Source organism: Candidatus Dependentiae bacterium (assembly GCA_016871815.1).
Lineage (GTDB): Bacteria > Babelota > Babeliae > Babelales.
The window spans coordinates 1-14,497 of record VHBT01000023.1 but is presented as its reverse complement, the minus strand read 5'-3'; the positions used below and the strand labels follow the sequence as shown (position 1 = coordinate 14,497).

The window sequence follows — 14,497 nt, the reverse complement described above, 5'->3', positions numbered from 1 at the left end:
AGAACCATTTTTTATTCCAAAAAATTCTCCGAGCTTTTCTTCATCCCGCGAGCAACGATAAATGGCAGAAACATTACATTTAATATCCTGAAAAAACCAACTACTTGCGACGTTTTTTTCGGGAGCTGAATCAAAAAAACCACAGCCAAAGGAATTATTCAATGGCTGTGATTTAAAAAAAGTCTTACTTATAAAATCTCGCGCCTCAAGATTCAAAGCACCAAATAAAAATAAAATACTCACAAAAAGATGTACCACAAAACATTCTTTCTCAAAAAATCGCCTGATGGTTTAATGGTACAAAATGCAGTAAAGATTAAACAATGCTTGCGCTACCAAGGAGCATTCATACTCATCGAAACTTCCCATTCAGATTCTTTGAATTTTTTGTCTCGATCGAGTTTGTATCCCCAGTCAATTTTAATATTCTGAGGCCTTGTCATGCTAAAGCCAAATCCAACAGCATGGCGCACGTTAAAGTCATTACGCTTAACATACTGAAGAGAACCTTCAGGAACATCTGTGACAGGACTACCCCACCCACAGCCAGCATCATAAAATAATCGACCACGCATACCGTAGGATTCAACCATCGGAAATTGCAATTCAGCGTTGAACAACACCGATCTTGTTCCGCCAAGTGGTGTGTTATTTTTTTCACGCTTCTCGCCAGGTTCTACAAAAACGGGTCCTGCTCCACCAGAAACAAATCCACGAACCGTATCTTGTCCACCCATATGATATAGTTCGCGATATGGAACAGAATAGCCAGAAAAGGCATGTGCTGTTCCAGCTCGAGCTCTAATTGCAAGAATCAAACGCTCACCTTCGATAATTTGTGTATACCACGTTAAAAGAATTTCACTCTTCATAAATCCAGCAGTTCCAGAAAGTAATGGTGCTGCAACTTTATTCGTCAACTGAAACTTATACCCCTGCGACGGATAGATCGGATGATTGCGCGTGTCTTTGGTAATAATCGACCCAATTGCAAAAAAACTTCCAGAAGCCAAGACTCGATCAAGCAAGAACAATCCATGTGAAGACAATTTTTCGACCATTTCTTTTTTTACATCGTTATAATTTACAAATTTATTACCTTCGATCCCCATAGAAAGACCACACCGTAAATCACGATCAATATCTGGCAACCTGAACGCAAAAACCGAAGTAAGAGCAGCAACTTGTTCAACCGGACGAGTAACTGTCTGATACCATTGTGAATGTTCATCTCTGCGATAGCCAAAATCAAACGAAGATTCAATATTCGATTCAAACATGTATGGATTGGAAAAATTAAAATTAAGTTGCCACAAGTCTGAGCCTTCGCCACGCAAGTCGGCACCAATTCCCCAGCCTCGTCCAAGCAAATTACGCTTTGTTACATTAAGCCCAATATTCATATTACTACTTTGACGGCCTTCTTTTGCTCCGTATCCTGCTGTCATGGATGCATTACCTGTTTTTGCTTCAGTAACCTCGATCTCAAGATCAACTAAATTATCATTCAACTTATGAGTTATAAATTTAACGCCATTACGTTCAAAAAAACCTAAACCTTCAATTCTTCTCTGAGATATACGCTTATCACGGGAAGTTAACAACGCACCTTCTTCCAACGAAAGCTCGCGACGAATAACACTATCATGAGTAACTTTATTTCCCGTGATATCAATTGCCCTGACATAAACTTTCTGACCTTTTTCAACATCAAAGGTAAAATCGATTGTTTTTGTTTCCTCATTAAATTTTAATTGAGGAAAAATTTCTGCATTTGCATAGCCATATTTTCCATAGACATCCTGCAAGCGCTGGATTGTAGCTGTCGCATCTGCTCGACAATAAATCCCACCCTCTTTGACCATTATAGCATCCAAGAAATCTGATTTTAAAACTTCAGAGTCATAAGGAAGTGTTACATACCGAATAGAATATTGATCGCCTTCATCGATGTGGAAAGTTAACCTTAAACACCCGGTAGGACCTTCTGGATATTCAACAACAACATCTTTTACTTGCGCATTTGCAAAGCCAAGATCTTGATATGCAAATTCTATAAGTTGGCGATCATATTCTACCATGTCTGGATTATATTTTCCTGAACCATCAGCAAACCCTAAAAGCCACAACTCCTTAGTCAATAAAGTCGATCTCAAACGCCATTCTGGAATTTTGGTTACTCCAACAAAACAAATTTCTCGAATCTGCGATGGTTTTCCCTCTTCAATCGTAATCAAAAGATCAAGCCCATCAGAATCTTCAGATTTTTTAAGTTCACCCTTTACTGAAGTGTTGTGATAATTTTCTTCACGATACAATTTTTGTATTTGCGAGCAAAAAAATTTTACATCGTCATCATCAATTGCAACGCGTTTTTTTAATTTTAGTTTTTCACCGATTTTTTTTGTGGAAATTTTTTCATTTCCAACAATTTCAAAAGAAACAAAAGGTTTTTTCTCAGAAAGAGAAAGGTACAAAACAACGCCATCGTTATCATCTTCCTCTTTTTCTATTTTTATCTGAGAAAAATATCCCATCGAATTTAATTTACTAATAGCTGCAGACGACAACGAAGGATCAAATACATCACCCCTTTTATACAAAAACCGCTGCTCTATAGCATCGTTTTGAACCAAGGAGTTACCGTGAATAACAATATCCGTAATAATTTTTGTCTCAAACACCGATGTTGAACTCACCGAAGAAACCAGAAGAAGAACCATAAAAAATGGTATCACGCGAGCAAAATAAGACTTAATCATGTGCATAACTTACTACCGCTTTATCATAATTAAACGTTATACCTGCAAGAACAACTCGTCCCTGAAAGCATAAAATATTGGCTAAAGAATATCTAAGACGACAAAAAAAACCAGTCTTGATTGTTATTAGCTCAAAAACACGTCGTAAGGCTGCTGTACAGCACGCAAATGAGAAAAAATTAATGACTCTTCGCGAGACAAAAATTCAGCATCGGCTTCCCATGCAGTAGCTTGTGCTCGCATAACATCAAAGAAATTCCATTCAATTTTTTTTGAACCAACTACAACTCCACTTGCATGCTCAGAAAAGTCAAAGGTCAAATCATCACTTCGATGCGCGATGTTCAAATCGATATCATTTAACGAAGTTGAGTTAAGCAATGCACTAATCACGGGTGCGCACACAGAAATAGGAAGTGGTTTTAAAATAGATTTTTCTTCATCCTTGCGAGAAACAAGAAACCAAAGCTCCTTGTGTGTCGGATCGATGCGTTCTATGTTTTTATGAAAGTCTCCAACCAATAACGACCACCATGTTTTATCTTTATTTAAATCTGTTTTTAATTCGAAAGAGCCTTCTGCTGAAACCTCACGATCAAACATGATTCGAACCTGCTTTAAAGAAGCTGGCAGATTTAAACCTGCATTCTGCAATTCTTTTTGCAAGCAATTAAAACGCTGATCACTATAATACCGAGACGTGCTCACCCAATCACTCGATTGAACCTTGTCGGCGATTGAATAACAATGTAAAACAGATTTTAAAAACGATGATTGCACGGCAAAATCAGTCTCTGGTTGAATTGGAGACCCCAACATAATAAGCTCATCAATATTCCAATCGGGATTTACTAACTCATAATCCAAATACTTCTGCCCCTTTTTTCCAATAACAGCATTTTTTGGCACAAGCCCACACAAAATTTCACCCAGTTTTTTCTTAACAAGTAATTCCTGAGTTCGCGCACCATTAAAAATATCTTCATTTCTCACAATCGAAACAAAAGCCGCTGCATTTAACACTAAGTTTCCACCATGGCTATGCGCAAGAATTGTTATCTTCGGGTTAATACCATTTTCCTTAAATCGAGCGATCTGCTCAGAAAGTGCATTTAAAAAGCGAATTGCTTCCTGACGTCGTTTGTGTTGACTCAACAACCCACTCCAGCCAAAAACATAATAATGCCGCTGCTCATCTGCACCCCCAACTTGCTGTGCAAAAAGATCAAAACTTTTGCTAATTGGATAGACCGCAAAAAGCTTTTCTGTTTCCTTGCTATTAAACGTCGGCTCAAAAGACTTCAATCCTCGCTCCATTAATGGCTGAGCACTATAAAAAAAAGTATCCTTTCGCATACTTCGTGCAGTTTTTGCATACACAGAACCCTTGATATTGTCACGCATGACCGATGGCGCATCCAATAACGATAAACTAGAGCCAAAAGTGCCATGAATAAAAACGATCAATCGATGTTCTTTGTTTTTGTCTAAAATCTCAACAATAACCGGTTCTTTTTTTTCTGATGTAAAAGAAAATTTTAACCACATAAACCATGTCGCGATAACAAAAAAGAGAAACACGACAAAACCAATAATTATTTTTCGCACTCTACACCCCTACAATAAATATAATGCACCCATAATCTGATACATTAAGCCCTTTTGTCGCCATCCATACAGCATCCGACGCAACTCTTTAAAAAAATGTCTATCATGTACATCTCTTGCGATAACCTCTAATTCATCATGCCGCTGAAGAGAAAAACAGATGACATCATTGGCGCTTGAAATATTTAAATCTACGTCATGCTCTGATTTAAGCGTATTAAGTATTTTTTTAAATACGGGATACAACGCAACAAGAGGAACAGGCCGCAAAAGACTTCTTCTAAAATTAAGCGGATATATTAAGTGCCAAAAATCCTTATGTCCAGGATCGCTCAAAAAACCACTCCGTAAAACTATTCGCTCTCCATCAGGCGAAAATGCACGGCCATACATAAGTCTAATTTGACGAACCTTGCACGGCATATCGATTTCTTTTTTTTCTAAAATTTCTTCAATTTCTGTGAATCGATGATTACTCAAAGAATTCTTGGTCGAAACAATATCTCTCGTTTGAATATGATCAGCAAATGAATAAAAACTATCAATTTGCTTAAAAAAAGATGTCATGATTCCAGTATCTGTTTCTTCCTGCAAGGGGGTTGCCAACAAAACAAGTTCCTCAACATTCCAATCAGGAACTGCAGGCCGATACATCCACTTCAAATCTTCTTTTTTTAATGGCAATTCAGGCGAAAGCGAAGCAAGCAAATCTTCATTTTTCTGAATTGCATCAGAAACTTTAACGCAATCAAAGAGCTCGTTTGATTCTTTTTTTAGTAAATAGGCGATTATTCCCATATTGAGTGCCACATTTCCTCCGTGAGAATGGCACAAAAGAGTTATTTTTGGCTCTATACCATTTCTTCTAAATTTCAAAATCTCTTGATGCAATTGATTTAGCAAGCGAACAGATGCTCTTCGACGACTTTTTTGGCTCAACAATCCACTCCATCCAAATCCATAGTAATGTCTAATTTCTGAATCATTTTGAGCTAACTTTGCACATTCCTCATAACAATACGCGATGGGTTTTATGGCAAATTTATCCAAAAAACCACTGCTTTTACTTGATGACTCAAAACCAATTAAGCCAAGACCAAGAAGCGGCTGACTTGAATAAAAAAAATTTTTTCGTCTCATCAAGGAAACAATTCGTCTATAAATACTCCCTTCTAATTTATCTCTCCACAAAGAAGGTGCACTTGCCAGTCCAGCAATAACTCCAAATGTTCCATGGACAAAAACAACTATCCGGTGTTCTTTTGATTTATCAAAAAAAACAGGCAAAAAAGGTTTAATATCAGCCTTCTTTATTAATAAAAGTAAAAACACTCCAAGAAATAGAAGGCACGTAGAAATAAGAAAATATTGAACTTTACGCATGCATGTTTTTACACAAAAAAAATTATTTTCCTTTCAAATTACCAGGCATATAAACAGGAAGCAATTACCAGAACAATTGCAAGATAACAAAACTCTTTTTTACACTCTGCAGCTGTCGGTGGTTATTTTTAAAATATAAAAAAGGAATACTAACCCGTGAAACGTTTTACCCTTCTCTTTATTACCCTTCTAGCACTCTTCTTCCCAGATTTATCATCACGAATCATACGATCTGATGATGACAGTTCATCACTCATCAAAACCAATACTAAAACAACTCCCCCTGTAGATGAAATAGCAGAACCTTTTTCAGAGAAAAGCGTATCCAACAAAATGACGCCTGCGAAAAAAACAAAAAAAACAACTCCTGCGCCTGAAAAAAAAATAGTAGAACCAGTAATCACAGAAGCTCTTCCAGAGCCTGCAGGAATGTTTGATGAAAAATTAAAACAAATTCAAGAAGAAACAGATCGCGAAATAGCAGAACTTAAACAAAAAAAAGAACAAAAATTATTAGCTATGCAACGGCAAGAAGAACTAGAAAAAATAACCGAAAAACAAAAAGCTATCGCCGAAGAACTAGAACGACTTAATGCAAAAGAATTACTTGCTTCAGAAGATCAAGAGCTTATTTCACTTGACTGGAAACTTACAGAAACAGCTCGATTTAACAGACTTTCAACGGAGCTTGCAGACACCATTGCCTCAGGGGAAGAAGATGAAGCAGAGTTACAAGATTTCAAAGAATTATTTAATGCTCAACGCGATTGGTTTGAAAAAACAATGGCTCACGCCAAATTAGTTGATGACGAACACTACAAAGCTATTTTAGATCGAAATAGCCGACTTGAACTTCTGCTCAAAGCTCAACGTATTTCGATTCCATTGCTAAGCAAAGAAATCAACATCAAAAAAGCTTCCAAATCAGAATTTGATAGAGCCTCAACTGTACTGCTTTACGAGCTCAACTCAAGGCTTACCGATCCAGATGAGTGGAATGGAGAACTCCCTTCAGACACAAGCGAATATATAGAAATAGTAAAAGCCGCAATCGCTGAATCAAAAGATCCGGCATACCTTAAAGCAACTCCGGGAAATTCAATGGTTAATAAACTTCAAAAAAAACTTGATGACGCTAAAAAAACAATTGAAGAGCGAAACAGACGTGTTCTTGAGCTTGAAATGTCTATCGGAACAAATAAAGACAAAATGAATCTCTTGAAAAATGATATTTCAACAGCAGTCTCTGAAAAGAAATCCTCCGAAGAAAAACTAAAAAAATTAGAACAAACAACGTCTCAAGACATTTCATCACTCAAAGCTGAAAGAACAAAAGTAGAAGCACAACTCACACAAGCTCAAACAGAAGCAAAAGATATCAAAACACGACTCGATAACATGACAACCGATTCTGCAAAAACCAGCCAAGAGAAAAAAGACTTACAAACGCAGCTGAGCGAGCTCACCAAAAAAATAGATGACCTTCAAGAAAAGAAGCGTACCATCGAAAAAAATCTAGACGAAGAACAACATAAACGTCGCGAACTTGAGCTACAAATGGAGCAAATAAAATTCAAGCAAGAACAAGCAGAAAGCGAAAAGAAGAAACTCTCAGACGAAAACAATAAGTTGGACAATCAGCGACGAGAACTGTCAACACAGCTTGATTCAAAAAACAAGCAAGTTGCAGATCTCACCGTTCAACTCGAACAACTCAGACGAGAACTTAGCCAGCAAAATGTTAAATCACAAAAAATCGCAGTCAAAGCTCTGGCTAATGTTCGCGAAGATCTTGAAAAACAAATTCATGACCTTAAAATAATGCTGCTAAAACAAGGAAATCAAAACGAAGGCGACATCTCAAAAGAAGAAGCAATCTTTAAGGCAAAAATAGAAGCCGAAAAAGAATTACGTGAAGAGCTGGAGCTTTTCGCTACCGAATCAATTCAAAATTCACAAATAAGCAATCCACCATCAACACCGCAAGCGCCGGTAATCTCTCCAACACCAACTCCAACGCCATTACCACTCTCAACATCTACCCCAAAAACATCTGATGCCCCAGACAGCGTTGATATCGAAGAAACCAAAAAAGCTCTTGCTGATATTGCAAAAAAATCAGCTGAATACTTAAAAAATAATACACTGGCCTAAATTATAGAGGGACACCTGCTAACAGATGTCCCTCTATAAAATAACGTTAAATGATCTGATTAATCTTCTCTTTGTCTTGGACGCTTTCTTGTTGTAGGGTTTTCTTTATCCCGAGAAGCCCTATCCACTCTACCACCAACAGGTTCTAAAAAGGATACCGTAGCCGGAGCACCTGCTCGCGGCATACAAAAAGCAAACCCATTACCAGGCCTTAAAGACCTGTCACCTAAATCACCTGAAACACTCGTATCATCTGAATCAACAGAAGCTTCAGAAGCTTCTGAATCATCAGAATCTCTTAGAGCCTCACCCAATCCAGGACGAGAATCTTCCACTTCACAAAGAGGATAAAAGCCCCATCCACCACCAAACTCTTCAACCAACGAACCAAGTGATCCTGCAGAGCTTGCAGACCTAGAAGGCGATGGCTTAAATATTTGACGTGAACTTTTTTGCAACCCTCGAGGAGGAGTTCGCAGAGGCAATCCTACTCGAGAAGAACTTGCAGCTCTTGCAGGTTTACCCACGGCAACATCAGCCCAAAACATTTGAACAAAAAGGATTAATGCTTGCATCTGCGGTGAAGCTGGAAAAAGCTTTTCGAACAATTCACAAAAATCTTTAATCAAGCTCACAACCTGAGGAGAATCATCTTTATGCAGTTCACAAAGTTCGTCAAAACCAACACCAATTGTCGTATTTACAAATTTATTAACATCAATCACGTTAACAGCTTCAACACAATCAATTCCATAACCTTTCGGCCCCAAGATCGGTTGATCTGTGATGAGTAGGTCTAACAACGTGCTACCAACGACAGCTCTTTCTGATTCAATTTTTTTCATCCACGCCGAAAGACGTAAAAGGACTTTCTTTGCTTCTAGATCTTTAACCTCTAACAAATTCAAAATAATTGAAGAAAAAAATGACAAAGCATCACTCAAGATTTCATGCATTTCATCAGCCAGTACAGCGTCTGAAGATTCATCAACTGAACAGCCACACCCAACACAACCACACAAACAAATCACATCATCTGCAGCGTTCAACTCTTGAGCTTTTTCAACAAAAGCTAATTCTTTTCGCGCCCTTGCGCTTGCTCGCAAGCCTGGATCAGCAGAGAAAAAATCCGGCCTTAGTCTGTCAGTCCGAACCAACTGCCGCCCTCGAGGACAAAACACTCCAAATGCACTTGCAACGCACAACAACAATAAAACTTTTTTTACCCAACTTGTACTCATTTTTTCCTATTCATTAAGCACGCCTTAGACCATTGCTAAAGCGAACTGTAACAAACAGAAAAAATAAAAAACAAACTATTTATAAAATCAAAAAAATTGCAAGAAACATTACTTCTTGCAACTTTTTTGATACTGCCTGAATCGCACAATTTTGCAGAACTCTTTCTGCAAATAAATTCCCTATTTTTCTTGGCTTGATTGTGCCTCAAACAACAGATCCCACTCGCCATTTAATTCTGTAAGTTGTTTTTGCATCAGCTCAAGTTCAGCTGTTATTGCAACAAACGGTTGAGTTCCATATGTGTGCCCCTCAAGTTGATGAGCTTTTTGCGCTAACGCGCCTTCAAGGTGTTTAATTTTTTTATCAAGGGCCGCAAGCTCTTTTTCATAATTTATTTTGGCATGAGAGGTAGCGACTTCATGTTTTTTTTGAACTTGCTTTACTTCTGGTTGACTTGCCAACCGAGCCGCATCTTCTTTTGCTTCTTTTTCTTTTGACCACAAATAATAATCGTAATTACCCTTGTAATCACGCAAGCCTTGAGGCGTTAATTCAATTATACGTGTTGCAAGCTTACTCAAAAAATCTTGATCGTGAGAAACAAATAACAATGTACCGGTGTACTGCGTCAACGCTTGCAATAACACATGTTTAATAAAAAGATCCAAATGGTTTGTCGGTTCATCAAGCAAAAGGAAATTTGATTTTTGAAGCAACACTTTTACCATCGCAACGCGATTTTGTTCGCCACCACTGAGCACGCGAATTTTTTTATGAACATCATCACCAGAGAAAAGAAAACATCCCAACATGCGACGCATCTCTGATTCACTTACCCGCGCACAGTTTGCAGTTATTTCTTCCAAAATTGTTTTATTTTGATCCAACGCCAACAGCTGATCCTGCTCAAAATAGGCCATTTTTGTATTATAGCCCCACGCAAATTCTCCAACAGTAGGTTTTAACTTATCGGCCAAAATATTCATGAGTGTTGATTTACCAACACCGTTTGCCGCAACTAAGGCAACTTTTTCGCCTCGCTGAATTTCACACTCAACACCAGAAAAAAGTTTTTTATCCCCAAATTGCATCGCAAGATTTTTGATACGCAGCGGATGAGCCCCCGACTGCTCTACACCAGCAAACGAAAAATGAACTGTTGGAAGAACGGGCGGAATCTCAATCACTTCCATATCATCAAGTTTCCGTTGCAAGCTTCGCGCAAACGCTGCCTTTGAAGCTTTAGCCTTAAACTTTGCAATCAATTCTTCTTTGCGCTCAATATCTCGCTGCTGCAATTTTGATGCCTGAACCAATCGTTCACGTTCTGCATCCTTTTGCTCAACATACTGAGAATAATTGCCTTTGTACCAAGTAATTTCACCATTTTCTACTTCCAAAACTTCATTACACGCATGATCAAGGAAATACCGATCGTGAGTCACCAAAAGATACGATTTCACATCACTTTTAAGAAATTTTAAGAACCAGTCTTTAGCAACAATATCCAAGTGGTTAGTTGGTTCGTCAAAACAATAAAAATCTGCTTTTTGTAACAACAATTTTGCCAAAACAAGTCGCATTTTCCAGCCCGTACTCAACTCCGAAACCGATTGTTTTTGCTTAAATTCGTCAAACCCTAGGCCAGAAAGAACCAATAGCGTTTGCTTTAAGGCTGCATGCTTATCGGCATTTGCAAGACGCTCATGAAGCGCTGCATACCGTTCAATATCATCAATTTCATACAGTTCACCTTTTTCTATCAAAGCCTCTAGCTTTTTTAGCTCTTCCAAATCACGATCAAGCTCATCAAAAACGGCAAAAGCTTCATCAAAAACCGTACGATCCGAGGTCAATACAACTTCCTGTGGAAGATAGGCCATTTTTTTGCCATTTTCTATCGAAATACTTCCAGAATCTGCTTTTTCGTATCCTGCTAAAATCCTTAAAAGCGTTGATTTTCCAGCCCCATTCCTACCAACAAGACCCAAAGACATCCCACGCTTAAGGGAAAAAGAAACGTTATCAAAAATATCGCGCGTACCATACCGCAACGACAGTCCACTTACTAAAATCATATATTTTTAAATTAAAAAACATTAAACAATCTAATAAGTATACGCTCACACTCAAGACAACGCAAAAGGGTCAAAAAAACAACGTTTTTTATACCGCAGGCAACTCTGGAAGTGCTGGCAAGTCAACCTCACCAGATGAAACAGAATCGGTAGGTTTTTCAGGCGTTTTTGTTTGCTCCAAAGACGGCCCTACTTCAGGAGCTGATTCTTGGGGGACCTCGGGAATTGGTAACACTTCGACTGCTGGAATCTGCTCCGCCGCTGGCTCTGGAGTAGTCGCTTTCTGTTCATCTACAGTTGGTACTTGTGGCTGCTCCTGCGTCGCATCTGGTATCGACGGAGGTATTACTGGTGCAATTAGAAGAGGTTCAACCCTCAATGCCTGAGTGGCCAAACTAGCAGGACTCGGTAATTCCGATGTAATTTCTAAGGTTTTTTTCACTTCTGGCGATTTTATTTCTGCTGGCGCAGGCTGAATGCCTACCGGAGCTGGAGGTTGCGTTACTTGAGGCGCTGGAGGAGTTGACGCTTTCAACATTTCTAACATTTTAGCTAAATCATCATTTTGACCCGAAGAAGTAGCTGATTGTTGAGTATTTTGTGTAGATGGACTTGAACCCGTATTGCTCGGCGCTGGCGGCGTAGAATCTTTTTTAAGATTTTCCAGAGTAACCAAACCAACCTTCTGAGCCACAGAAGAAGTATTAATATTAGTTGCGGGAGGTTTTGCTGCAAGCTCAAGCTCATCACAGCGAGTTTGTAAATCTTTATGCGCTCGCTGGATCGCTCCAATTTTATCCAAAACATCATAAAGAATTTTTTTGTCAGACTCTTCGGTCATTTTTTTTATAACAGCCTGCAAGCTTGTTGTTATTTCTTTTATATGATCAATCATTGGATCGTGAGTTTCTTGTTTTGATCCACAAACAGACATCGACCATAAAAGGCCAAATAACACAATACTATTTCTCATACAACCCACCACTACGCTAAAGCTATCCAACGTGTTTGTTTATTTTTCACTCAACGCCACTATACGCTGCACAAACACTTCAAATTTTTTATTTAAAAAACCGTATGAATCTTTGCTCCCGCATGCTTTTTTTTATTGGTTTAATGTGTTTAGAAAACAACGCCAGCGCAACACCCATTCAAGTTTACTTTGCACCAGATGATAGACCAGCTGGCTATTTAATTAAAGAAATCGATCAAACAACTGACAAAATCTACGCCGCAATCTACTATCTGTCTGATCAAAACATAGCAAATGCCTTAATCAGAGCTCATGAACGAAAAGTAGACGTACGAATTATTTCAGACTCCCACACCAGCAAAACTGTGTACAGCAAACTCAAGCAACTCTACTTTTACGGTCTTAAAGTTTTTACACCACAAGACTACCCTCTCAGCAAAGGGTTTGTTCGATCTCGATTAATGCATCATAAGTTCGCACTCGTTAATGGAAAGGTATGGGTTGGCTCTTACAACTGGACAGTTGGAGCAAATGTTTTTAATTTTGAAGATGCGCTCGTAATTTGCGATTCTACAATCTATCAAACCTTTCTTAAGCGGTTTCTTGAAATAGAAAAACTCTGTGTAAAGTTTGTCCCACCCGCAATCCCAACTAAATCGCCTGAATCGTATATCACATATCACTTACGACCATTTTCACCAGCATCACTCAGTTAACATTTCCATAAACTGTTCTGCCATGCGCAAAAAGCAACTAGCATGATTTTGACAGCATGAATGATTCATGAAAGTGTTTGTATGGTTGTCTCTTCTTTGTTCCTGTTTTTGAGCAGTATTTCATGGTGTACAGCCGATTCATGGACGCATAATTATTCACGTGATTATCTTTCTCCTGGACATCGCATTATTTTGCAGCCGCCGCCACAACCGCCATCGTTTTTTTCGAGCGGTCAGTTTTCGATTCAGACCTATCAATCAACGGTCTATCACGAACCAATATTTTTTTACACACAGCCAACGGTTGTTCCCGCCCATCGCCAACTGAGCGCTCAGGAACGTGCAGAAAATGAAGATTGTGATCTTAAAAGTCAGTGCTCTCGTGCAGTTCAAAGAATGCAAAGCACTGTTCGCTCACAGGTTGCAAAAAACAGACAATTATTTCCCTTCAGTCCTGAGCACTGGACGCACGATCCTGATAATTGGGATGGTGTTTCTCATATGCGTGAAATCAATTTTCATCCCTATGCAGTGTATCAACTAGACACCCAAAACATCTCGCCGTTAGCAGTAGCTCAAGATGTTGCCGCAAAACAATATACTGTTTTTCATCGCAAGCCATCACTGCGATTTATCGCCAATCAAAAAGCTGACTTTTGTGCCATTTTCGATCCGCAGGCCAATCGCGTGCTCTATGTCATCAAAGGATACGACACCTACTGCTCATACAATTTTGAAAACGAGCAAGCATTTGAAGCGGAAAAATATGCAATTATCGACCAGAAAAATCAGACGCTTTGCCTTGCAACGTTTAATAGTTTTTCGCCGGAGATGCGTGACAATCTTGACGCAGAGTTGCAATCGTTGGATGCGTTACCAACACGTTGGGACGAAGAAAAACTGCACGATGTTATGTGTACTTCAACTCGCTTGAGCCCCTACACATATCCTCACGATTCGTATCTTTATTCCAGTCGGTCACGATATGTGATCGCAAAATATGGACTTAATCCGCGACAGATTTCTGCGCTCATTGCAGAACGTATAACACAAAATCGCGCCATTCCGCTTGCAGGATCAAAAGACTTTTTGTGTATCGATTTGTCAGAAGATTTTTTAGCAATTCTACTCCCAGATGAACAAAAAATTATCACGATTTTCCCCTGCAGATCAAAATCTTTGCGCGATCCACCAATACACTCTCCTGATGATGTTAGGCCCATGCTGTACGCAACTCGCATTGTTTCGCATGAAGAACTGCTGCCAGCGCAAACAGATGCGCCAGAAGTGTGTCTTGGAAAAACGTACCTGCATATTGGGCTACAAGATGAGAGTTTTGCTACGCACAGAGCCGCTGAATTTATTGATCATACGCCGCAATCAACGAACCTAACACACCCGCAAATTTTGGCCTATGCACTGAAAGAGCGCTATTACTACATGAAGATCAAGCAAGATATGAAGTATGCAAACGAGCTTGCCGAATGCCGACAAAAATTTAACAACATTCCCGACAAAATCAGACAACAAATTATTTGCCAGTCAGAATCGGCGGATCTTGCCAGCACCGCTAAAGCGCTT

General features: G+C 39.0%; 10 protein-coding genes. 3 read left to right on the top strand and 7 right to left on the bottom strand.

Translation table 11 applies throughout. The features are described 5' to 3' along the window. From FJ366_03630 to FJ366_03615, 4 genes are all read right to left on the bottom strand, one after another. Positions 1-258, bottom strand: a 258-nt coding sequence (locus FJ366_03630) for a hypothetical protein (protein ID MBM3894655.1), incomplete at its 3' end; no start/stop codon positions are given. Between the two features lie 74 nt (positions 259-332). Continuing rightward, entirely contained in the window at positions 333-2,768 is a 2,436-nt protein-coding gene (gene bamA / locus FJ366_03625; GenBank protein ID MBM3894654.1) for an outer membrane protein assembly factor BamA, read from the bottom strand. A gap of 120 nt (positions 2,769-2,888) precedes the next feature. Continuing rightward, entirely contained in the window at positions 2,889-4,370 is a 1,482-nt protein-coding gene (locus tag FJ366_03620) for a hypothetical protein (protein MBM3894653.1), read from the bottom strand. Positions 4,371-4,379: 9 nt separating this feature from the next. After that, entirely contained in the window at positions 4,380-5,753 is a 1,374-nt protein-coding gene (locus FJ366_03615; GenBank protein ID MBM3894652.1) for a hypothetical protein, read from the bottom strand. A gap of 156 nt (positions 5,754-5,909) precedes the next feature. Between FJ366_03615 and FJ366_03610 the strand changes: the two genes are divergently transcribed. Further along, positions 5,910-7,907 carry a hypothetical protein gene (locus FJ366_03610; protein ID MBM3894651.1) on the top strand — a complete coding sequence of 666 codons (1,998 nt, stop codon included), beginning with the start codon at positions 5,910-5,912 and terminating at the stop codon, positions 7,905-7,907. Positions 7,908-7,966: 59 nt separating this feature from the next. On the opposite strand, the gene FJ366_03605 is transcribed toward FJ366_03610, so the two are convergent. The 3 genes from FJ366_03605 to FJ366_03595 form a co-directional block, all read right to left on the bottom strand. After that, complete coding sequence (locus tag FJ366_03605) at positions 7,967-9,148, bottom strand: hypothetical protein (GenBank protein MBM3894650.1); 1,182 nt, start codon at positions 9,146-9,148, stop codon at positions 7,967-7,969. A 180-nt stretch (positions 9,149-9,328) separates the two neighbouring features. Further along, positions 9,329-11,227: an ABC-F family ATP-binding cassette domain-containing protein gene (locus FJ366_03600; protein ID MBM3894649.1), complete on the bottom strand. Its 1,899-nt coding sequence runs from the start codon at positions 11,225-11,227 to the stop codon at positions 9,329-9,331. An 88-nt stretch (positions 11,228-11,315) separates the two neighbouring features. Continuing rightward, positions 11,316-12,200 carry a hypothetical protein gene (locus FJ366_03595; protein ID MBM3894648.1) on the bottom strand — a complete coding sequence of 295 codons (885 nt, stop codon included), beginning with the start codon at positions 12,198-12,200 and terminating at the stop codon, positions 11,316-11,318. A gap of 104 nt (positions 12,201-12,304) precedes the next feature. Between FJ366_03595 and FJ366_03590 the strand changes: the two genes are divergently transcribed. Both FJ366_03590 and FJ366_03585 read left to right on the top strand, forming a co-directional pair. After that, positions 12,305-12,916, top strand: a complete 612-nt coding sequence (locus FJ366_03590; GenBank protein MBM3894647.1) for a hypothetical protein — start codon at positions 12,305-12,307, stop codon at positions 12,914-12,916. Between the two features lie 81 nt (positions 12,917-12,997). Then, positions 12,998-14,497: hypothetical protein (locus tag FJ366_03585; protein MBM3894646.1), on the top strand; the 1,500-nt coding region annotated here is incomplete at its 3' end.

What these genes read in the sequence shown, in the direction of transcription:
- bamA (MBM3894654.1), bottom strand. Translation starts at nt 2,768, where the DNA reads ATGCACATGATTAAGTCTTATTTTGCTCGCGTGATACCATTTTTTATG.
- FJ366_03615 (MBM3894652.1), bottom strand. Translation starts at nt 5,753, where the DNA reads ATGCGTAAAGTTCAATATTTTCTTATTTCTACGTGCCTTCTATTTCTT.
- FJ366_03605 (MBM3894650.1), bottom strand. Translation starts at nt 9,148, where the DNA reads ATGAGTACAAGTTGGGTAAAAAAAGTTTTATTGTTGTTGTGCGTTGCA.
- FJ366_03600 (MBM3894649.1), bottom strand. Translation starts at nt 11,227, where the DNA reads ATGATTTTAGTAAGTGGACTGTCGTTGCGGTATGGTACGCGCGATATT.
- FJ366_03595 (MBM3894648.1), bottom strand. Translation starts at nt 12,200, where the DNA reads ATGAGAAATAGTATTGTGTTATTTGGCCTTTTATGGTCGATGTCTGTT.
- FJ366_03590 (MBM3894647.1), top strand. Translation starts at nt 12,305, where the DNA reads ATGAATCTTTGCTCCCGCATGCTTTTTTTTATTGGTTTAATGTGTTTA.